Here is a 21746-nt window from a genome sequence, read left to right as displayed (position 1 = left end):
TTTAGGTGTTCTAATCGGGATTCGAGAGCCTGCCCTACACTCGAATCCCTATCACAACATCAAAAATACTTGACACCAGTTCTAAGCTGTGCTAGTTTTAAGCATAGGCTTTTCTTTATTCCTGTCCTTTTAAAGAAAGCCAATAAGCTTAAGAGAGCATTGCTACTCGTCCACATTCTACTGCCTGGTGGAATAATAAGGAGCGATAGTAATGCTTTCTTTCTTTTTTAAAAGACCTTCTATTCGTCAGATACAAACCCCATTCTATCAACTTTTTTTTGCTTTGTCAATCCTATAATCTCTAATGTTTTCGGGTTTAATTTAGTTTATCTCTGCTACTGAAAAACCTTGTGATCAAAAGCGAAGTTTTATTAGTATACTCTGTACTCAATTATGCTTTTTTGCTAAATATAATAATAATTATATTTATAGCTGATGTAAATAAACTACTCTTGCTTTAGTGTTCGTTCAGGCTTTGTTTGACTGCGGTAATGTGTAAAAGCTTGCGATCAAAATCTGACTTAGTAATTTGCTTTTGCTGCCAAGCTGTAAACAAAGTCTTGGAAATTTTTTCAAAATCATTTGGCGAAGAAGCTATCAAAAAATCAGCTCCGGCATTAAGACTGTTGAGCGCATATTCTCCCACCTCATAGTTATCAGCTACTGCTTTCATACTCAGATCATCAACAATAATTAAGCCAGTAAAACTAAAATTCTCAGCCAGTAAAGAAGTCAGAAAAAAATAAGAAGCACTGGCAGGCCTACTATCAAGCAATGGGTAATTTAGATGAGTCACCATCAGAGCTGGGATATTGGCTTTAATCAGTTGCCGATATGGTTGCAGGTTTGATAGTAGCTGGTTTTGATCTTGGTCAATAATAGGCAAACTTTTATGAGGATCAGTTGTAGTCCAAGCTAAACCATCAGGAAAATGTTTGACAACTGGTATAATTCCAGCTACCCGGTATCCTTTAACCATAGCCATGGCTTTCTCTAAGCAATGATTGCTAAAACTGCGTCCTTGACTAGCAATATAACTTTCTTGATCAGAAGAACACTCCAAAACTGGAGCTAAATTCATAGTAATACCCAAATCTTTTAATGCTTGACCTCGTTTTAGGGCTACTTGATAAGCTTGGTCAGTGCTTGTAATATCTACCTGAGCAGTTTTTTCAATCCAATCAATTCGGGCTACACTACCTCCTTCTTGATCTACTGCAATAAATGGTTGTACGCCCGAACTCGAAGCTTCGAGCATAATCTGAGTCGTTAAGGCTTTGAGTTGGTCTTTGTTTTCAATATTTCTACCCAAAAGTAGAATTCCTCCTACTACCCCATCTCGCAACCAAGCCGCCTCTGAAGCAGATAGTTGTGTCCCTTCAAGGGTAGTCATTAATACCTGTCCTACTATTTGATTTTGATTAAATCGAGAAGAATTATCAGACATGTTTCTGATTTGAGGTTTTAGTTCTGATGGGTTCACTGGGGATAAAAATTTAATAGTGTTTTGAGCAACAAATGACCAGCTGAGATATACCAAACCCCCTATCAAAAATACAAAAACGAGAAATAGTACATAAATCAATCTGGAATGTTTAGCTGAAGAGAAAATAGCATTCATGAACTACTTAAAACTTAATTTGCAACAAGTCTCTTGTATGGTATACAAAGTCAATGATACTATACATATCTGTTTCTAAACAAATCGATGCGGTATAATTTAGCAGTTAATAAAATCTGGAGGAGTCGCATAGTGGTCAATTGCAGCGGTTTGCTAAACCGCGCTCCAATTTGGGGCCCGTGGGTTCAAATCCCACCTCCTCCGCTCATTATGAAAAAAATGTGTTTGATTTATCTTATGGGGAAGGTGTTATAGAAAGAAATCTTATTTCAACGCCATTTCAGCCAAACACTTTTCATAGCCTGCTTGTAACGGTTCACTTATCTGTCCACCTTCTGGAGTTTTATAATTTACCCGATGCTCCATTACACAATTATGCTTGACTTGATTTATTTGATACTTTTCTCACTGACTTAATGCCTGGATGCTAATCCAGTAAATGACACCAACCAAGCTAATGCTTATAATAATTGAAGATAGTAACGTAATAATCTGCGGTTTCATCTTAGCAATAATCTTTATTATGATTAATATAGGGTTATAACATATAATTTGTACAAAGCAATTTTTATGAGTTATTTTAAAAAAGCGAGCATAAGTTTGAAAAATAACCTGGGTATTGTGATGCTTTTAATTATTTCATTGCTTGTATTTTTAACTAATTTTAAACTGAATTATTTTATTATAGGAAATGATAATTTTTCTCCTGAGTTAAATCCTGGATTGACTTTAAAACGATCTTTACTAAATCCTGCTTGGCGTTCATACAGGGTTTTAGGAATTCCATCTGATAGTGAACAGGGAGATATTTTTCGGACAACTCTCTTTTACTTATTACAAACTGTTCTTCCCTCTTGGTTAATCTCACAGTTATATATTTTTATAACTTTTTTTATTGCTGTTTTTAGCATGGGATCCATCACTTGTTGGTTTTCCCAATTTGTGGCTAAGAAAAAGCATAAACAATTATTTTTCTTTTTTGGAGGTTTATTTTACATTTCTAATCTCTTGACTATTTGGGTTTATTTTTTCCCGGTTCATCTTTTTGTAGCTGCTTTTGCTTTTCTTCCTTTAGTGATTTGGCAAATAATAAAAACAGTAGATCATCCAAAACCAATAAATTATCTAACTCTAATTCTTAGTAGTTTACTTCTTGGCACAGCAGCCTTAACTGCCACTATGTTTATTATTATTGCTCTTGTTATTTTCATATTTGGTTTCTTGCTTTTGCTTTTGTTAAAAAATAAAGAAAAAATGGTGATATTAATTAAAGCCATTATTTTAGTCTTTATTGTTCATTTATTTTGGATAGTTCCATTTTTATTCTATGTTAGTAGTCAAAAAATAGATTTACAAAACTCACAAATTAACCGTGAGATTACTAGCGAAACTATTGCTAACGAACAAAAATATAATACTTTTTTAAATATTCCTCGATATGCGTTTTCTTGGTTATTTACCCAAGAAGATGGTAAAAATTATACCTATCCTCAATTTAGTTGGTACATTAAGTCTCCTCTTGGCACGGCTATTAGCTATATCCCTCTATTTCTATTTGTTTGTGGAACTATTTATCTAATTAAAAAAAGACAAAAACCGTTATTGGTTCTATCAATATCATATTTCTTTGGTTGGTTTTTAATTAAAGGAGTAAATCCACCATTTGGTATTATCTTTATTTGGTTACAAAAATATGTTCCTCTTTTTGAACAAGTTTTCCGCTGGCAAAGCTCAAAGCTCTGGCCATTAATGCTTTTACCTCTACCTATTGTTGCTTCAATAGGCACTTATGGCTTATTAAGATTATTAAAGCAAAAACAACAGAAGGCTATTTTAGGAAGCTTTATAGCTTTACTTTTATTGATTAATGTTTTCCCCATACTTATAGGAAGCTTGATTAGAAATAGTATGTACGTTCAAATACCCTTTCAATACCAACAACTTGCTAATTACTTAAAAGACACTAATCCATATGGCCGTATCTACATAGCCCCAGAAGCTAATACTCAATATTTTCGCAATTACGACTGGGGGTTTTGGGGTTCTGTGGTACTTAATTATGTACTACCAAACCCAATTATAGAAAAGGCTCTGATTATTGGATCTGATGAAAATGAACAAGCTTATACATTACTTCACAATTCTTATTATTCACAAGATCCTGAGTTATTTGACAAGGCCTTACAACAATATAATGTTTCTTATGTGCTCTCAGATAAGTATATTTCAAAAGGAGTTGTTGGCTACAAATATGATTGGAGTCTTCATAACCAAATGGTTGAAAAAAATTCAGGATTGGTATTGCTCAAATCTTTTGGCAAGCTCAAGCTATATCAAGTCTTAGCTAAAAAGGAAGCGGATGAATACCTAATTGTAGATACTGATCATAATTGGTTACGCCTCAATACAATACTAACTAAAAATTCACCTAATCAAACATATGTTTCTAGTTTTGATCTTCCAGGGACACTGTATCCTTTAGCTTTAAATCAAAAAACAATAACATTCGATCAAAATACTATAGAAACTAATTGGAGATACACACATAAAAGTCAAAATTTTACTTGGAATATTGATTATCAAGAGTTGATTAATTCACCAACCAAAGTTCAATACCAAAATGGCAGAATAAGTCTTACTCCAGCCTGGCCTACTATCAAAATCAATAAAGAGCCAGTAGATATTCAAGTTCCCAAAATGCAACTCCCCCAGACTACTTTGATTCCGAAATTTATTACAGTAAATGATCAGGTGATTGACCTAAGGAAAGATCAAAATAAAAAAGTGGTGCTTAATACTCGTTTTCGAGACATATATACCGATAAAAATCTTTCGGTTTGGAACGGCAATTCAACTCAACTTGATCTTTTAGGAGCTTGGCAACTACAAGTTTCAGAGCCAACTATTTTAGAGTTGGAAGCTACATTTGAAGTGCCCCAAAAGGCTAATTTTAGTGTTTGCGTATGGTCTGACTTACAACAAAGGTGTTTAAATAAACCTAATCAATTTGCTGCCTTAAAAGGAAGTAATTCTTTTACTTTATTGATTCCTAAGATAATCACATCTCGAGAAGTAATTAAAATGTATATAAAACCTAAGGATACTCAAATCTCTAATTTTACTTATAAGCGCCTGCAAGCAAACGTCTACACAAATAGTGAGGAAATTAGTGATTTAAATATTAGCAAGATCCCTTCTGTTCAAACCTACAATTTTGCTTTGCATCAAGGTGATCAAATTTCCATGAGCCTACCAATGATTCAAGGGTCTGAAAATTATCACTATCCTGAGAGCAACAGCCAATTTACACCAGAAACCAGTATTGAATATTTTGATAATAAAGAAGAAACAAGCGATATCAACACTAAAAATAATACTATTATGATGGTTTCTCAGGAAGCTAATACAAGCATCTATCAGCTGATTAATCAGATACACAGTGAAGGAAAAATAGCTTTAATAGGTGCTAGTGGGACCAATGTACAGTCTATCCCCTACGAACTTAAGCTGCGTCAGCCCGAACAAGAATTTAATCTTTATAAACGCATGGCTAATCGCCATGAATCAGATGCTTTTTTGGATTTTGTAATCATACCTACAGTTCAAAATCAATACTATACTGAGATTCTTGCTAAAGGAATTGGGGCTCAACCCAGTATTAACCAAATTAACAACTGGTTTTTCCAAATGATCCCAGTAACCTGGGCCAATATTCACATTAAACCAGATATAACTATGATCAGTTCTCAACATATCTGTACATTAAATCAGGCTGTTTCTCCATATTGGCTAACTATTGGCAAAAATCAGCAGCCAGTGAGGGTAAATGGTTGGGAACAGGGTTGGATTGTAGACAGTCAAGAAGATGTTGAAAAGGTGTTTTACTGGCCAAATATCTTTAGCTATTTAGGTTATGGTTTAATCGTAGTTCTTGGTTTGGGTTTAATCTCTCAGGCATGGCTAGTAAACGTTGCCAAACGGGCGGATAAAACCGAATAGCTTCAAACAGTTTAACTATCCATTGTGAAGGTAAGACAGTTACAGCCATAAGCTGGGCTAGACTAATAAGCACTCCTTTAATAGAAGGTTGGTACCGGTAGCTAATAATAGCTTTCCATCTAGCTAAAAACGTCAAGTAAAAAGTTTTTTTGACATTATGGTAGCCATTGGAACTATTGGCTTTGCGATAGTTGTAGATATATTGAGAAACATTACTGATTGGGCCTCGGCTCAGAAAGTAAAATAGCAAATCTACATCTTCAGCTGTTGAGAGCGACTCATCATAGCGGTACCTTTTATAGTACTTGGCTCTGGCCATGAGCATGGGATGTTGAATCGGGATCATTTGCATGATCATGTCATATAAAATTGAGGGTTTGGTTGGAAACTGCTTTTTAGCAAATACTTTACCTTGACAATCAATCATATTGGCTTGCCCACCACAAACAATAATTTTAGGGTGTTTTTTCAAAAACTGTTGTTGAATAGCCAGTCTTTTAGGAGCAGCAATATCGTCTGCATCCATCCGGGCAATAAAAGTGCCTTTAGCTACTTTAAGGGCTCGGTTTAAACTATAACCAATTCCACGATTACTTCGGTTAGTAATTATTTTGATCCGTTTATCACCAGCTGCAAATTTTTTTAAGATCTGTAAAGAGTTGTCTTCGGATTTATCATCTACTGCAATCAGCTCCCAATTCGTATAGGTTTGATCCAAAATGCTTTTAATAGCTTCCACTAAAAAATCACCGGCATTGTAAACCGGCATAATAATGGAAATAAGCTCGTTTTCTTGCCTTTTTTTACTCATAAAAGCTAAATTTTATTAATTCCTCTCAATGCATCAGTATTTTGCTGCATTCAGAGAAACAGCATACACGGGGTCATTCTTACACTTTTTAAAAAACAAAAGGGTAAGAGACCACTGTCTCTCGGTAACTTGATCAAGACGCCATTGTCTCAATCTGTTACCTTTGAGTGCCAAGCAGGGCACGATTTTACTTGTGCCCTGCCGGGCGGGTCGTGACTGCTAGCCGCGACTTGCCTGAAAGGCAAATCCAAAACTGGGATCAGCCTTCGGAAAGGTATATTCCCAGCTTTCCGCCGCCGCAATCGGGATCTGCTTGCCCAGAGCCTCAACGTTGCCGGCAACCTGCGTGGTGAGAGTGCAGGTGACAACCTGCGTCTTGTTGACCTCACGCGCTTCGGCAATCCAAGGGTCCATATACAAGCGACCCTTGCTGTCATCCCAAACGAGACTCCATTCCTTGTTGCCGGCCTTGCATGAGCCCGTCGCAGGCTGGGTCGAAGGCGCCGGGACCATATAGGTCGGAACAGGTGTTACGACACTCGGTACTGGCTTGGTAGCCTTGGTCGGTGCAGGTTGAGTTGGGACCAGAGCAGGCGTCCGGATCAGCCAGAGATCAAAGCCGTTCGAGTAGTCATCGGCGTGGTAGTCGATGGAGATTTCAGTTCCTGTCAACTTGAGTCCGTTGCCTCGAGGCCACGGATTGACATTGCCATCAACTCGAACTTCCCCCTCAACGCTGTTGAGCACGAATGCCATCGCGTTGGTGAACCGGACAACACAGCTACCGCCACTGGTTTTGATATCCAGAGCTAGCTGGTTGTCCATCCACAAGCGAGTCTCCCCATCCCACGCCATATTCCGCACAGTACCGTTAACCTTGCAGTTGGGCGTCCCCACGAAGGGGCCAGCCGCGACCACCATGTTCACAACGCTAATCAGCAAAGCCAGTACAACCAGACCAATCCCTACTACTCCCAAAACTCTTGTTACTCTCATCTTACTTACCTCCTTTAAGGTATGGTGCACTCCCTCAGCTTGGGTGTTTGCGGCGTTTCCGCCCGAGAGTTTGTTTGATATAGTTAGCCAAGCCAGTGCAGATACAAGCCTTTTGTTCTTGCAGCCACAATGGCTTGGCCAACTTTCCCGTGTATGCTTTATTAAAGAGCAGTGCTTTTCCCTACCAGATTAAGACGCAGTGTCTTTTGGCAAAAATCAGCACCCTATTCTCCCGTTTCTTGGGAGAAACCAGGGGAATAAAGAAGTTATAGCTTTAACAGATCTATTCCCCTAGTTTTTCCCAACAAAATGCCGTCCCTGCTTTAACAGTTTGGCTTGTATATTTTTTGAAAAATTGGTAATTCTGTTAAAGCTGTTGCATATTATAGGTTATAAAAAAACTTTTGTCAAGTTATAGGATAAAGATAAACATTCTGGTAAGAAACTAAAAGACTTTGTTCTTTTAATAGGTAAAATCAAAATATACTTTCCCATAAAAAAACTCTCTTAGTAATAAGAGAGTTTTTGTTTTTTATATTTTTATCAAAGTTACTTTTTAGCGACTTTTAGGTAAGCAAAACCTAACCCAGTAAGAGCAGCTAGTTCAGCTACCAATATCACTGGAACATTGGGTCCAGTAGCTGGTAAAGTAGTTACGCCTAAAACCTTAGCTTCACGGCTTACACAAATAGTTGAGGTGTCAGTATCACTACCATCGTGTTTAGTATAAACTTCACCTTTATTAGTGACACAGGTAATACCAGAAGGCAGATCATCTTTGCCTACAAACTTGGCATAGACGGTTTTAGTAACTGTACTACCGGCCTCTAAGTCATAAATTTTAAATTCAGATTTTTGACTATCACTAAGCCAACTGCCACCAGAGGTCCAGTTTAAATAACTAGGAAAGATGTCTCGCAAGGTGATTTCATGGATTTTTCTGTCACCGGTATTTTTAACCCGTAGTTCAAATTTGACTTCTTGACCGTCTTTAAAAAGATAGGTGCTGCTGTCAATATTGTCTTGCCACTTGTCTTCACTGGGATTCCAAACCACTTTATCCAAATCAATATCATACTCATCACAAACTTCCCCACCACCATAAACACTATGACAAGCAGCTTGAGCCTGATTTACATTGGTAAAAGTAGCTACCAAAACTAAAGCAATAGTAGCTAGGATTGTAGTTATATGTTTATTCATAGAGCAGTCCTTTGCGTTTTTATTCAACAAATATGATGTTAAATAAAAACTAGAATTGATACTATGGGTTTCTAATTTGGGCAATAATAACATGTTATACATTGCTTGTCAAGTATTATGGGATATTAGAAATATAAGAGAAAATATGCTTTTTTCTAAGCTTTATTTAACTGGTTCAGCTACTATGAGCAAGCGCTGCCAATCAGTCCCGGGTGGATAGCAAGTTTGTAAAACTAATAAATCATTATCTTGGTTTTGTTCAATGAGACTAATGTCAGTAGGAGCTACAATATGTTTGGCTACTACTATATAGGTATACGTTTTGGTACCAAGACTAAGCTTGATACTATCCCCTGCTTCTAAGTCTTTAATCTGATAAAACAAAGCGTTATAGGTACTCACATTCCAAACGTAATCAGTAGAGTGACCAAAGATATAAACTAGTTTGCCCTGACCTGGAAAGGCTGAACCTAGACCATGAGCTACTCCTTCTTTTAAAGCTTGGCTATAAATTGATTGATCACTGGCATCCACATTAGCAATAACCTTAGCCTCCAGTTCTAACTTGGGAATAGAAATCGAAAATGGTAAAGTAGCCGGATCTTGGGTAGGCATGGGTTTATTGACTGGGAAATGTAGTTCATCGCTACTTGGCATAAAGGCCAGACTAGTTAATTGCCGATTAAGTTTTTGTAGCAGCAAAATGCTTTCAGTCACGATCAATGGGCTAGCCAGAAACAACATGCCTAATAAAGCTAAACTGGTGACAGCATAGCCTACTGCAGATAAAAATGTATCGCTTGTTTGACGATGCACCCGAACTACACGAGCAGTAGCTTTGATATATCGGTATGGTTGAAATTTTTTTTGCCCAAACATGTACTGATAATATCTCCATGAAAACAGGAATTTATTTATTGTTATAGGATATTATAGCACAAGAACACAACTTTGCGTATCTTACTGAAGTTTACTCACTGCCTGTCTAATCCAAGCCACTTCTTTGGCAGAAATAATATGAGCAAAACCTTGAGCTCTGGCTTCTTTACTTCGTTTATCCATAAATGATACCTGACGGATTTCCCCCAAAAGCCCAACTTCTCCAATAGCCACGGTTTTTTGGGGAACAGGTTTATTTTTATATGATGAAGCAATGGCTAAACAAATGCCTAGGTCAGCCGCTGGTTCCCGTAGATTTAAACCTCCAGCTACATTAACAAACACATCTTTGTCTGACAACTTAAGACCAGTATGCTTAGATAAAACTGCACATAAGATTTGCAGCCGTTTTTGATCAATGCCAGTCCCTACTCTTCTAGGCATAGCTAGATCAGTGGGATTAACTAAAGCTTGGATTTCTACCAAGACAGGCCTGACTCCTTGCATAGTAGCTACCACGACACTACCAGCTGGATTACCGGCTTGCCTATCTTGTAAAAATAGATCTGAGGGGTTTTTGACCTCAATTAAACCTTGGTCGTGCATGGCAAACACCCCTACTTCATCAGTGGGGCCAAAACGGTTTTTAGCCGCCCGTAACAGGCGGTACTCATGCTTGCTATCCCCTTCAAATTGTAGAACTGTATCCACTAAGTGTTCTAAAACCTTGGGTCCGGCTACAGATCCCTCCTTAGTAACGTGTCCAACAATAATTATGGGGACGTCAGTAGCTTTAGCCTGTTGGAGCAACATTTGGGCTGATTCCCGAACTTGGCCTACCGAACCAGCTACACCTGTCAGTTTCTGGGTCCAAAGCGTCTGAATCGAGTCAACGACTACCAAAGGCTGCTTGCCAATTGTAGCTACAATAGTTTCAGCATTGGTTTCCGGTAGGACTTCAAAATCAACTGGCAAGCCCATTCGTTCCACCCGCAGTTTGACCTGTTGAGGTGATTCTTCTCCTAAAACATATAATCCCTTGAGCTTAGCAACAACTGAGGTTAATAGGCTGGATTTACCAATCCCGGGTGGACCAGCCACCAACGTCACTGATCCAGGCACAATTCCTCCTCCTAAAACTCGATCCAGCTCAGTAAAGGGCGTGGCAATTCGTTTAAACTGTTTACTAGCCACCGTAGCTAGTTTTAAGGTAGCGGCTGGAACTGCCTGAACTCCTGTTTTACTCCTAAACCCAGCTGGAGTTGGTGCTACCGCAGTTTCAACCAGGCTGTTCCAAGCTTTGCAACTAGGACATTGACCTAACCACTTAGGACTCTGGTAGTTGCAGTTTTGACAAATATATACAGAGGAAGCTTTTTTCGGCATGACAAAGCTAGTGTAGCACAAGATTTAAGAAGGGTTTTTAGCTAGTTTTTTCTTGGTGTAATATTTTTTGTAAAAGATAACGCCAACTACTACAGGTATCCACAGTACTGAAAAAACACCAATCCAAATGACAATTGATCCCAAACCTCTCAAAAGACTAATCAGATTCCGCACTGCTTGTTTGAAAATTACATCAGGTCGCCAAGCATTATCTGGTACATAAGGTAAGGACAGTTCGTCTTCAGCTAAATAAATAGTAATTCTGACCATTTGAGTATTTTTTTGCAGATACTCTTGCTGGCCTTTGATCTGATCAATTTGGGATTGGAGATTAAAGATTTCATTTTGAACTTGTAAAATTTCCTGAACAGTAACAGCTTTAGCCATAATTTCTTCAAATCTAGTTTTATTTTGATCTAAGATTGCTAATCTTGCTTGGTTGTCCACATATTCATCAGTCACATCAGTTCCTTCCAATGTTTGAGAAACTACTTTAACTGCTTGAGCATTAAAGTGTGCCAAGGCTTCATTTAGTTTTTCTTGAGGAACTCGAACGGTAATTCGGCCTGAAGCTGATTCTTCGGGCCGATCTAAGGTACTTTCTACCATATACCCACCAATGCTTTGGGTATAGCTACTAATAGCTTCTAACGTTTTCTTGACATCAGAAACCAGCAGAGACAACTGGGAGCTTTGAATGACCATCCGCTGGCTGATTTCTGGAGCTGGAGCTGCTGTCCCTTGAGTAGAGCTGCTAACTTTAAAATCACGACTATAACTCTCTTCATCCATAAATGCAGCCATAGGCATGACATAATTTTCAGAGTATTTGAGATTATAGCCATAAAAATTACCAAACAAGGTTTTAAGAATAAAAAAGACGAAGATAATAAGAAGAATAGTAGCTAATTGATTTTGTTTGACCCAGGAAATTAGGTTCATACCTTAGATGTAACAGAAAGATAAACATAAAGCAAGCAGAGCTTGGGCAAAAAAGGTTTTAAAACCACTAAAAACACCCCTTCTCAAAAAAATGTCTTTTTGAAAATTAGGGTGTTTTTAACGGGTAACAGTAATAGCCTCAACCAACTCTCCGCTCCCAGATGCTACTACTCGGCCATTAGCATCAACGTTGATCAAATAACCGGTATTGGCTGCATCACCAGTAGCTGGATCAGCAGGGATTTCTGCCATATAGGTAGGAACTACAGTTACATCATCGCCAGCTACACCTAAATTAAAGCAACCAGCTCCAGCACCAATACAGGTTGGAGTAGTCGGAAAGTTGTCAGTCACTGGATCTCCATCAGTATCAGGCAAATTGCCTTCATGCTCAGCTGCATATTGGTAAATCGCATTAGTAATGGAATACAGATCTGAACGCCTTTGGGTATCTCGAGCTTGAGCAAACTGGCGGCCAGGATTGACAGCAACTAAAACTACTGCTGCTAAGATAGCAATAACTCCAATCACTACTAAAAGTTCAATTAGAGTAAAACCTCGATTTGAATTCATGATAATATCACCTCCTTCTTTTTAAGCCTAACATGTTTTTTATCTTCACTGCAAGTTTTAAAAACCACAAAAAACACTCAGCAACAGGGCAGGCTTGCACCTTAGTGTCGCTGAGTGTTTATATTCTTCTACCTGGTTACCGTAATAGATGTTTGGATCTCTCCACTTGCAGAAGCAATGATTCTGCCATTGCCATCCACATTGATTAAGTAGCCAGTATTGGCTGCATCACCAGTTGACGGATCAGAGGGAATTTCTGCTATATAGGTAGGAACTACAGTTTCAGTTCCGGCCTCATCAGTGGAAGCTCCCAGATCAAAACAGCCAGCACCAACTCCAATACAAGTTGGGGTAGTTGGGAAGTTACTGGTTGAATCATCTCCATCAGTATCAGGCAAATTACCTTCATGCTCAGCAGCATATTGGTAAATCGCATTAGTAATGGAATACAGATCTGAACGCCTTTGGGTATCTCGAGCTTGAGCAAACTGGCGGCCAGGATTGACAGCAACTAAAACGATAGCAGCTAGAATAGCAATCACGCCAATAACAACTAGGAGTTCAATCAGGGTAAAACCACGATTGTCGACAATCTTTTTCATATAAATTGCTCACCTCCCCTCAGTATTATAAAACTTCGAAGTTTTATAACAATGCTATTTGGCACCTAATGTAATAATCACATCAAACTCATTATCATCGGATTGTTCTTGCATAGCAAGTCCAGACCATCCCAATGCATTGAGTTTTTCTTGCCAAGCAGTAGCTTGGTCCTTGTATCTATTTTTATAAACTAAACTGCTCTCGTCAAGCACCACTTGGTTGGTTTTCAAAGAAAAACTAGCATCAACCTCGAGAGCTTGGCTCAGCTGACTAGCTGCTCCATCAATCCCACTGGCATTAATAATCTCAACTTTGAGAACACTTGGGACAGGAGTTGGCGTTGGCACCGGAGTTGAAGCTGCTTTTTCTTTAGTGTCTTCAACAGATACAGTAGGACTTTGACGCAACCACTTGGCAGCTTTTCCAATACTTTGTCGGTTTAAGGTCGGTGAAGTGGAAATTGCCAAGTTTTCATCTAAGCTTCCTGCAGTTTGCCAAGCTTGAAACCCTACTCGACCAGCCATAAGCAGCAAAAACAAGGCTAGCACAAAAAAGATAAAGATGATCAGATGGTTAAGATTTAGTTTTAGTGAATTCATCACTGACAAAGAGATGGAATTGGGTGTTTATAATCACCTGCTCCCCTTTTCCATCTCCTGATTCATAGTAATAAATAACTGGTCTAATAAAATAAGGACTATCTGTTATTTTAGTCAAGGCTTGTTCAACTGCTTTAGCCTCACCTCGCAAACTAAGGGTGATTGGCAAAAAACTAGGATTACGCCCAATTTTACTAGGCGTATCGCTATCAACACTGAAACGTAATACCTCCACTTGAGCATTTTTGAGACTATCAATGACTGCAATAAAGTTAAGTAGGCTTTCTTCAGTTGGAAAAGCTGCAATAATAACTTCCCGATCTGACTCCGTATCTTTTAAAGCCTGTAGCAACAAGGCTTCATCTTGATCACTAATTTGATATGCCAAAACCTGAGTCCGCAATTGCTTGATTGCTTCAGCCTTGGCTGGTAATTTTCCCAAAAGCCAAAAACTTAAGCTCAGAGAAGCAATACTAACTAAAGCTAAGCCAACTAATAGCCAAGGCAAATTAAATGAAGAACCGGTTTTTTCTGGTTTTACAGAAGCTTTGACTACTTGTTTATTGGCCTTTTTAGCCTGATCAGATGGTGCTGGCGATTGGCTTGTTTTACTTGGCATCTTCCTCCTGTAGTAAGGTGGTTGGTTCTTTAGCAAAAGTTAGATAGAGCTGAAATGGCAAATCAGTTTCTTCAACAAAACTGGAAACTGGTAGTTGTACTTCGGCTATACCTGGTAATTGTTCCAAAGCTTGTTTAAATGCTAAAAGCCCATCTCTACTCTTAGCTAATCCCATAACCGTACCTTTTTGTTCGGATAGCTGGAGTTCAACCCGCCCCAAAGTAATAGTATCTCCTGCTAAATCTTTTATTTGATTAATAGCTTTAGTAGGAAAGTAGTCGGTGGTTTCTAAAGCTAAGGCTAAACGGCTTAAATTATTAGCCTGACTAGCTGACTCTAGAGCCTCCTTAGTAACGGATGAGGGTAGATTTTGCTGAGTTAAAAAACTAGTTTCTAAGCGGGATAACCAAAAGTAGCATCCTCCAAGCGCAGCAGTAATTACTAAACTAAATGTAGCAAAAATAAGAAGTAATTGCTTCCAAAAAGAAAACTGTCTTTTTTTTCGTTCTTGATTATCATACCACTGAGGTAGTAAGTTGATTGTCCCCTGATCACTAGGTGGGGCTATTGGAGCAACTGCCACCGAAATAGCCAGCAGGTAAGTATTAGCAGTTTCGGTATTTACAGATACTGGCATAGTAAATCCAGTTACTGGTAATTTAAAGGCTTTTAAAGCAGTAATTAGCTCATTATTGAGCCCTACTCCCCCAACTTGGATCCATTCAATTGGAAACTTGTCATAGTAATGTATCATTCGTTGAATGGTTTGAACTATAGAATTGGTTTTATTGTCTGGCACAATTGAAGTTGCAATTACTTCTTGTTCCCGAGTTAAAGTCAAGATGGTATCTGACGGACCCACATACATGAGCAGCCTAACCCCAGGTTTTTGCTCTGCCAAAGTAACTAATCCTAAAGCTGGAGTACTTATGGTTTGGACTATTAAATTACTGGAAGTAGCAACAGCTAGGTATTCATCCACAATCTCCTGGGGAACAGCCTGCATTAAAACATGATAATTGCCATTGCTAAATAAACGCTTCCAGTCCAAAACTGCAGCTCCTAAGGGAAAATGTAAAACTCCTTCGGCTTCCCAACGTACTGCTTCATCAATTTCGTGATTTGGTAAATTGGGCAACTCAAGTGATTTAGAAACTACTGCATCTTCAGGGATAACTAGCTCGATATACATGAGCTTGGTTTTAATCTGAGTCAGTAGTTGGCCAACTATCTGCTGTACTTGCTCAAGATTAGTAATTTTCCCTCGCTGAATAAGACCAGTGGGTAGCTGCTGAGAAAACGAGGTTACAATCTGCTTTTGCTTAGTATCAAGTTGCAGAAATTGAATCAAGTTGGTGGAAAAGACCAAAACAGATGTAATCATGTGGGCAGTAACGACTTTACTTCTATTCTTAGCCTAACAGAAAAGAGGGGTTATGTCTATCAAATAGTTTCGGTACTGAGGCTATTTTCAAGATTTTTGAGGACGTTTGCGGTATAGTAAAACTAATGCCCAAAATTTCTTCTTCCACTAGTTGTGGCCAGGCTCTTTTAGATATTGTGGTTACTATTGGAATATTTCTCATTTTAATGCATGCAGTTTTTTCTTTGGTTGTAGTTATTTATGAAAGTATGGGCTATGCTCAAGTTCATTTAATTGCTCGTCATCTAGCTACAGAAAAATTAGAATATTTAGAAAATTTGCCCTATAGTCAACTAGGCACAAGCGGTGGTATTCCTCAAGGCAATATTCCTGAATTTGAGACAGTTGAGCGTAATGGTCTTAACTATACTGTACACACCTCTATTACCTACATTGATGACGCTTATGATGGCACGGCTCCAACTGATTTACTTCCAACTGATTATAAACAAATCCGCCTAGAAATTAGTTGGAGTGGTCAATATTCTAGTCGAGCTCAACCATTAGTCTTGGTTACTACCATAGCCCCAAAGGGCTTAGAAACTGCAGTGTCTGGAGGCACTCTTTCTGTGTATGTCATTAATGCCCAAGCTAATCCAGTTACTCAAGCTCAAGTTCATATTACTAATAGCGCTGTAACTCCAGCTATTGATATGACTTTACAAAGCAATCAGGATGGTCGGGTCATCCTACCTGGAGCTCCTAGCTGTGCTAGCTGCTATCATATAACAATTACAAAAACTGGTTATACTCGAGATAAAACCTATACTACCACAGAAGTAGCCAATCCCAATCAGCGCCCTATTACTATTAGTAATGGTTGCATTTCTGAAGGAGTTTTTGTTATCGACGAACTTAGCGATTTATTAATAGCAACCGTCAATGATCGAGAAGCTAATTTTGCTCCTTTATCTAATGTCAGTTTTCGTTTAACAGGTTCTAAACAAATCGGTACCAATACTGACGGTGATCCAGTTTTTAAATATGATCAAGAACTGCAAACGGATGGTGAGGGTAGGTTAGAAATTCCAAATTTAGAATGGGATAATTACATCATTACCCTACTAGAAAGCTCTTATACTCCTTCAGGAATTACTCCTAGTCAACCCTTTGCTATAGATCCTGCGCAGAGCATCAATTTAAATATGGCCTTATCTATTAAAACTCCTAATAGTTTATTACTAAATGTCAAAGATCCCAATGGAAACAGTATTGCTTCTGCAAGTGCTAATTTAAGTCTAACACCTGATTTTATAGCTACTAGTTCTAGCGGCCTAAAAGATGATCCTGATTTTGGCCAAGTTTTTTTTGGAGGATTAAGTGCCACTACCTATACATATACACTTAGCCACCCAGACTACCAATCTATGACCGGCACTATTCCGGTAGCAGGAAACGCCAGTGAAACTATTATTTTGCCAAGTAAATAAAATGAGTAAACATGCATTTCTACAATATCAATCATCGGGGTTTACTTTACTTGAAGTTGTTGTATCTTTGTTTTTAGCTTCAGTGATTCTCTTAGCTCTAGTAGCTTTACAAAATATTATTTTTACTCAAGAAGAATTAACCATGAGCTCATATGTGAGTATTGAAGCAGCCAATAGAGCTGTTGAGCGTATGGTAAAAGAGATTCGCAACAGTCGTCATGGAGATAATGGCGCTTATACTTTAGTGCAAGTAAATGATCAAGGTTTGACTTTTTTTTCTAACGCTGACAATGATTCAGCAATTGAGCGAATTCGCTATTTTATAGATGGTGATAGTTTTAAAAAAGGAGTAATTAATCCTACCGCTTTTCCAGTTGATTATCCCACCAACCAAGAAAAAATTATCACGTTAGTTGACCATTTGGTCAATGGCACCAAGCCTGTTTTTTATTATTATAATGGGGACTGGCCTAGCGATACAGCTCACAATCCCTTACCCACTAACCAACGATTACTTCAAACTAGAACCATTGGAATTGATATTATTGTAGCTGGTGACAGTAAATACCAAAAAACAAATCATGAAATCCAATCAGCCGCTGAAATCAGAACATTAAAAGATAATTTATGAAAAAACAACGCATTACAAATCGTGGCTCAATTACTGGACCAATCTTGGTTATTACTGCTGCTTTTATTGTAGTTATCTATGGTTTGGTTTTTATGTTAAGCAACCAATGGGATTTAACTCAGCGCCAAACTGCCTCTGATCAGGCATTAGCTATAGCTGAAGCTGGAATTCAATACTATCGTTGGCACTTAGCTCACTCTCCAGATGATTTTACAGATGGGACCGGACATACTGGCCCTTACATACATAGCTATAAAGATAGTCAGGGCAAAGAAGTTGGGAGTTATTCACTACTTATCACCCCTCCTGAAAATGGCTCTTCGTTGGTAACACTTACGGCAACTGGTTGGGTTAAGGGTTTTGAAGGAGCCAAAAGAACCATCACTGCTTCATATGGCATTCCTTCACTGGCTCGTTATTCAAATTTAAGCAATGCCAGTACTTGGTATGGTGAGGGAATTACAGTCCATGGATTAGTCCACTCTAATAATGGGATTCGCATGGATGGGATTAATACTTCTCTGGTTACTAGCGCTCAAAAAACCTATACTTGCGGAAGTGAAACTGGTTGTTCTCCTACTCAAACCAAACCTGGAGTTTGGGGTAGTGGTCCAAATTACAACCTTTGGCAGTATCCAACCCCAACTATTGATTTTGACTCCATTTCTGTTGATTTTGACAAAATGAGAACCGCTGCTAAAAATAGTGGGGTTTATCGGGATGCTTCTGGAGTTATGGGTTATCATGTTGTGTTTCAGGACAATGGTACGTTTAGTTTATTTCGAGTTGAAAGTGCTGACTCATATTATGGCTATTCTGATGAATTAGGTTGCCAACGTTTATATCAAAATATTACCACCTCTACTCCTCAACCTACTCCTCAACCTACTCCAGTTAATACTAGTCTTAATTTACAACCTGAAACAGCTTTTGATGACTGGGAAATTGATGGAACAACTTTTTATGCTAATGGTGAGAGCGGAAATGCCTTAGCTACAGGACAATGGAATCACTGTACATGGGGAGCAGCACGATTTACTGTTCCAGCAGAAGGTATTTCAGCTAATGCAACAGTCAGTAATTCTACTATCTCATTGTATTCTCAAGGCACCAATTCTTGGAATTCTAATCAATATTTGAGTTTGTATATTACTGATGCAGCGGATGCTCCAAGGGTAAGTAGTGCTACTGGCAGACCAAATATTGATTCTAGCGCCGGTAGTACTGATGTATACCCCAACAGACTTAGTGATGGAGTTCGTTGGCCAAGTCGTTCCGGTTTGTCTTGGCCGTCTTCAGGATATTGGGCCAACTCAATCTCTTTTGATAATCTAATTCAGTATTTAGTTGATAAATATAACGGCTTATCTGGGGGATCTCATATTGTGGTTTGGATAACTGATCCTAACTGCAATAATCGCGATAAGGTTGAATGGTTAGATCGAAATGCCGGTCTTAATCACGCTGCTACTTTAAATTTAGAATACACCACTCCAGCACCACCACCAACTCCAACTCCAACTCCTCCAGTTAATCCAGGTCCTAATCAAACATATATTGGAACCTATCAAGTGAGTGATGTTCCTATTATTTTTCTTGAAGATACAGTTTGGGTAGATGGTACTGTTAATGGTAAAACTACCTTAGTAGCTGCTCGTTTTCCCATAGATAGTAATGCTATGGATATATGGATCAATGGCAATATCACGTATCACACTAAGGATGGTAATCACAGTTTAGGTTTGATTGCCCAGCATGATATTTACTTTATCAGAGATTTACCTGAAGATTTTGAAGTCGACGCTGCTCTTTTGGCTCAAAAAGGAGCAGTGCTACGCCACGGCTATCTCTGGTATTGTGGTTGGAGTAGTCAAGCAGTCAAAAATTCTTTAACGATTTATGGTACGTTAATTTCCAATAACAAATCGTATTGGAATTTTGGAGATCCACCTTCTTCAGGTTTTTACACCAGAGAAATGATTTATGATGGCACTTTGCTTTACTACCCACCACCCTACTTCCCCACTGAAGGTGAGTATGAGTTTATCAGTTGGCAAGAAGAGTAATTTTGTTCTTATACTTTATTGAGCACACAGCGTATTTGAAATAACTACCTTTTTGCCTGTAGCAGGATCATATTGGTTGCAGACAAATGTTTTAATTGCATTTTCAGGCTCAGTTCCCTGCTGCCAAGGATTGTCTGAAGAACTATTACTACTGCTGCTAGAAGTTGGGGTCGGAGTTGGAGTCGCTCCAGTACTTGCTTTAGCTGTGGGGATTGGAGTGGGAATATAACTTGGTAAGATAGTTTGACCTGTTTCTGATTCCTCTTCTTCATACACCTCTTCTAAAGTATCTTCTAAAGTATCAGCAATTGCCTCAGTTTGAGGGTCAATGGCGACAATAATCTTTTGACCATCATTAAAGGTTAAGGTAATAGCCACATCAGTACCAATAAATTTGCTTAGCAAATCAAAATCCAGGTTGTCAATATTTTCAAAAAATTGTTTGATTTTGGCTGGATCCCATTTTTGCGTAAACGTCCCATGAGGAGTTTTAATGGTCACTGTCCCATTGCGATTCACAATAACCTCATTTTGACCATCATTAAATGAAACCACCATAACTTCAGGTGATTTTTTGGGAGGCTGAAATTGACGGTAAGTAAGATATCCTAAAGCTCCCAACAGGAGTACAACTAATAAAGCAACTCCAATAATGAGTGCTGGATTTTTCCTAAACTGATCTGATAATGGTTCAGCCATATAATACTACTACTTGCCCATTGAGCTTTGCAGGCCTCCTAAAACTGAGTAAATAGGAGCAATAATCATAATCACCATAGCTCCCACTGCTACGCCAATAATCAGCATAATCACCGGCTCCAAAATAGTGGTAAATTCTTTCAAGGCATCTTCCAGCTCAGCTTCGTAGTAGTCAGCCAATTCCAGTAGCACCGAATCCAAAGTTCCGGTTTTTTCCCCAGTCTTAATAGTTTGCACCATAATTGATGGAAAAGTTTTTTGCTCGTCAGTGAGCATACTAGCAATAGTTTTACCTTCAGTGACTCCTTTTTCAAAATTTTTAGCAAGTTTAATAAAACCAAATTGACTAAAAACTGCAGAGGAAATATTAAGAGCTGCTACAATAGGCACTCCTGATTGCAGCAGAGTTGCCAAAGTTCTGGAAAACCGAGCCAAGTCAGTTTGGCGAAATAGTTTTTTGACGACTGGAAAATTAGCTATCTGGGCCATCAAAAACTTCCGGGTTTGATGAGTTTTAAACAAGGTTGCAACTATTACGCCAATGATAATTAGACTCAAGAAAACCAGAACCACATTTTTACCCATAAAATTTCCAAATTCCAACAAGAGTCTAGTTGGAGTTGGTAAGGGAATATTCATCTTAAGAAAAACTGAACCCAAACGAGGCAAAACAAAAGTCATCATTAAAATCCCTACTCCACCCATAGCGGCAAAAATAACCATAGGATACATCATGGCTCCTTTGATTTTATTGTTGAGCCGGTGTGAAGCATACAGCTGCTGGCTTAAATACTCAAAGGTTTTTTCCAAAGACCCGGATTGTTCACCAGCCCGCACTAACGCCAAAAAGACTTCATCAAAAACATCCGGATACTTAGTTAAAACTTGAGAAATCTCGCCTCCTTCCTGCAAGGCAAAACTCATGTCTTGCAAAATTGATTTCATTCGTTTGTTTTCAGTTTCGGCCTGGATAGTTTCCACTGCCTCGGAAATCGCTAGTCCTGATTTGATCATAACCGCTAAATAGCGGCAGAAATTAGCTTTTTCAGCCACAGAAACTCCACCTTGCAATAAGTCTTTTTTAGCTTTAGCTGATTTGATTGATAAAATCCGCAAGCTTTTACTGCGCAGTAGCGCTACCACTTCATCCTGACTATGAGCCTGAATGGTTTGCTCAATTACCTTACCGTTTTCCTGGAGACCTTTATAGTAAAAAAGTGGCACAAAAATGAATTATGAATAACGAATTAAGAATTAAGGGTTTTA

18 protein-coding genes and 1 tRNA gene are annotated in these 21746 nt (G+C 38.5%); 5 read left to right on the top strand and 14 right to left on the bottom strand.

Going from position 1 to position 21746, the window contains the following annotated elements; translation table 11 throughout:
• Positions 1–457: 457 nt before the first annotated feature.
• On the bottom strand, positions 458–1621 hold the full coding sequence (locus GYA49_06330) for a hypothetical protein (protein NMC36626.1): 1164 nt from the start codon (positions 1619–1621) through the stop codon (positions 458–460).
• A 118-nt stretch (positions 1622–1739) separates the two neighbouring features.
• Between GYA49_06330 and GYA49_06325 the strand changes: the two genes are divergently transcribed.
• Both GYA49_06325 and GYA49_06320 read left to right on the top strand, forming a co-directional pair.
• A tRNA-Ser gene (locus GYA49_06325) sits at positions 1740–1825 on the top strand.
• A 366-nt stretch (positions 1826–2191) separates the two neighbouring features.
• Positions 2192–5620, top strand: a complete 3429-nt coding sequence (locus GYA49_06320) for a hypothetical protein (protein ID NMC36625.1) — start codon at positions 2192–2194, stop codon at positions 5618–5620.
• Here the strand turns inward: GYA49_06320 and GYA49_06315 are convergent.
• From GYA49_06315 to GYA49_06265, 11 genes are all read right to left on the bottom strand, one after another.
• Entirely contained in the window at positions 5520–6431 is a 912-nt protein-coding gene (locus GYA49_06315) for a glycosyltransferase family 2 protein (protein ID NMC36624.1), read from the bottom strand. The genes GYA49_06320 and GYA49_06315 overlap by 101 nt on opposite strands.
• A gap of 219 nt (positions 6432–6650) precedes the next feature.
• The gene (locus GYA49_06310) at positions 6651–7256 is read right to left on the bottom strand and encodes a hypothetical protein (GenBank protein ID NMC36623.1); all 606 of its coding nucleotides are present in this window, start codon (positions 7254–7256) and stop codon (positions 6651–6653) included.
• Positions 7257–7976: 720 nt separating this feature from the next.
• Positions 7977–8630, bottom strand: a complete 654-nt coding sequence (locus GYA49_06305; GenBank protein ID NMC36622.1) for a hypothetical protein — start codon at positions 8628–8630, stop codon at positions 7977–7979.
• Positions 8631–8792: 162 nt separating this feature from the next.
• Complete coding sequence (locus tag GYA49_06300) at positions 8793–9509, bottom strand: sortase (GenBank protein NMC36621.1); 717 nt, start codon at positions 9507–9509, stop codon at positions 8793–8795.
• 81 nt (positions 9510–9590) lie between these two features.
• Complete coding sequence (gene radA / locus GYA49_06295; GenBank protein NMC36620.1) at positions 9591–10895, bottom strand: DNA repair protein RadA; 1305 nt, start codon at positions 10893–10895, stop codon at positions 9591–9593.
• A gap of 24 nt (positions 10896–10919) precedes the next feature.
• Complete coding sequence (locus GYA49_06290; GenBank protein ID NMC36619.1) at positions 10920–11837, bottom strand: DUF4349 domain-containing protein; 918 nt, start codon at positions 11835–11837, stop codon at positions 10920–10922.
• Between the two features lie 117 nt (positions 11838–11954).
• Positions 11955–12410 (bottom strand): type II secretion system protein, encoded by a 456-nt coding sequence (locus GYA49_06285; GenBank protein ID NMC36618.1) that lies wholly within the window; start codon positions 12408–12410, stop codon positions 11955–11957.
• Between the two features lie 128 nt (positions 12411–12538).
• A complete protein-coding gene (locus tag GYA49_06280; protein ID NMC36617.1) occupies positions 12539–13012 on the bottom strand; it encodes a type II secretion system protein in 474 nt (157 codons plus the stop codon).
• Between the two features lie 54 nt (positions 13013–13066).
• Entirely contained in the window at positions 13067–13612 is a 546-nt protein-coding gene (locus tag GYA49_06275) for a LytR C-terminal domain-containing protein (protein ID NMC36616.1), read from the bottom strand.
• Complete coding sequence (locus GYA49_06270; protein ID NMC36615.1) at positions 13587–14231, bottom strand: hypothetical protein; 645 nt, start codon at positions 14229–14231, stop codon at positions 13587–13589. Before GYA49_06270 ends, GYA49_06275 begins: the two co-directional genes overlap by 26 nt.
• Positions 14221–15615, bottom strand: coding sequence for a pilus assembly protein PilM (locus tag GYA49_06265; protein ID NMC36614.1), 1395 nt, complete (start codon positions 15613–15615; stop codon positions 14221–14223). The genes GYA49_06270 and GYA49_06265 overlap by 11 nt, the downstream gene beginning before the upstream one ends.
• Before the next feature lie 125 nt (positions 15616–15740).
• Between GYA49_06265 and GYA49_06260 the strand changes: the two genes are divergently transcribed.
• Genes GYA49_06260 through GYA49_06250 form a run of 3 tightly spaced genes read left to right on the top strand, consistent with a single transcriptional unit; the run spans position 15741 to position 19781 of the window.
• On the top strand, positions 15741–17084 hold the full coding sequence (locus tag GYA49_06260) for a carboxypeptidase regulatory-like domain-containing protein (protein ID NMC36613.1): 1344 nt from the start codon (positions 15741–15743) through the stop codon (positions 17082–17084).
• A gap of 1 nt (position 17085) precedes the next feature.
• On the top strand, positions 17086–17715 hold the full coding sequence (locus GYA49_06255) for a prepilin-type N-terminal cleavage/methylation domain-containing protein (protein NMC36612.1): 630 nt from the start codon (positions 17086–17088) through the stop codon (positions 17713–17715).
• A complete protein-coding gene (locus GYA49_06250) occupies positions 17712–19781 on the top strand; it encodes a hypothetical protein (protein ID NMC36611.1) in 2070 nt (689 codons plus the stop codon). Before GYA49_06255 ends, GYA49_06250 begins: the two co-directional genes overlap by 4 nt.
• A gap of 15 nt (positions 19782–19796) precedes the next feature.
• Here GYA49_06250 and GYA49_06245 read toward each other — a convergent pair whose 3' ends face one another.
• Positions 19797–20480, bottom strand: a complete 684-nt coding sequence (locus tag GYA49_06245) for a hypothetical protein (GenBank protein ID NMC36610.1) — start codon at positions 20478–20480, stop codon at positions 19797–19799.
• Between the two features lie 9 nt (positions 20481–20489).
• Positions 20490–21704, bottom strand: a complete 1215-nt coding sequence (locus GYA49_06240; GenBank protein NMC36609.1) for a type II secretion system F family protein — start codon at positions 21702–21704, stop codon at positions 20490–20492.
• Positions 21705–21746 lie beyond the last annotated feature (42 nt).

The organism is Candidatus Beckwithbacteria bacterium, from assembly GCA_012797845.1.
In the GTDB taxonomy this organism is placed as follows: domain Bacteria; phylum Patescibacteriota; class Microgenomatia; order UBA1400; family UBA1449; genus JAAZOH01.
Note: the sequence above shows the minus strand (reverse complement) of the source record. Positions and strands in the feature narration are given on the sequence as shown.

Bases quoted from the DNA above. Each gene is read 5' to 3' on its own strand.
- GYA49_06310 (NMC36623.1), bottom strand. From the start codon at position 7,256: ATGGACAACCAGCTAGCTCTGGATATCAAAACCAGTGGCGGTAGCTGT.
- GYA49_06270 (NMC36615.1), bottom strand. From the start codon at position 14,231: ATGCCAAGTAAAACAAGCCAATCGCCAGCACCATCTGATCAGGCTAAA.
- GYA49_06290 (NMC36619.1), bottom strand. From the start codon at position 11,837: ATGAACCTAATTTCCTGGGTCAAACAAAATCAATTAGCTACTATTCTT.
- GYA49_06260 (NMC36613.1), top strand. From the start codon at position 15,741: ATGCCCAAAATTTCTTCTTCCACTAGTTGTGGCCAGGCTCTTTTAGAT.
- GYA49_06315 (NMC36624.1), bottom strand. From the start codon at position 6,431: ATGAGTAAAAAAAGGCAAGAAAACGAGCTTATTTCCATTATTATGCCG.
- radA (NMC36620.1), bottom strand. From the start codon at position 10,895: ATGCCGAAAAAAGCTTCCTCTGTATATATTTGTCAAAACTGCAACTAC.
- GYA49_06320 (NMC36625.1), top strand. From the start codon at position 2,192: ATGAGTTATTTTAAAAAAGCGAGCATAAGTTTGAAAAATAACCTGGGT.
- GYA49_06305 (NMC36622.1), bottom strand. From the start codon at position 8,630: ATGAATAAACATATAACTACAATCCTAGCTACTATTGCTTTAGTTTTG.
- GYA49_06255 (NMC36612.1), top strand. From the start codon at position 17,086: ATGAGTAAACATGCATTTCTACAATATCAATCATCGGGGTTTACTTTA.
- GYA49_06300 (NMC36621.1), bottom strand. From the start codon at position 9,509: ATGTTTGGGCAAAAAAAATTTCAACCATACCGATATATCAAAGCTACT.
- GYA49_06250 (NMC36611.1), top strand. From the start codon at position 17,712: ATGAAAAAACAACGCATTACAAATCGTGGCTCAATTACTGGACCAATC.
- GYA49_06285 (NMC36618.1), bottom strand. From the start codon at position 12,410: ATGAATTCAAATCGAGGTTTTACTCTAATTGAACTTTTAGTAGTGATT.
- GYA49_06275 (NMC36616.1), bottom strand. From the start codon at position 13,612: ATGAATTCACTAAAACTAAATCTTAACCATCTGATCATCTTTATCTTT.
- GYA49_06280 (NMC36617.1), bottom strand. From the start codon at position 13,012: ATGAAAAAGATTGTCGACAATCGTGGTTTTACCCTGATTGAACTCCTA.
- GYA49_06330 (NMC36626.1), bottom strand. From the start codon at position 1,621: ATGAATGCTATTTTCTCTTCAGCTAAACATTCCAGATTGATTTATGTA.
- GYA49_06265 (NMC36614.1), bottom strand. From the start codon at position 15,615: ATGATTACATCTGTTTTGGTCTTTTCCACCAACTTGATTCAATTTCTG.
- GYA49_06245 (NMC36610.1), bottom strand. From the start codon at position 20,480: ATGGCTGAACCATTATCAGATCAGTTTAGGAAAAATCCAGCACTCATT.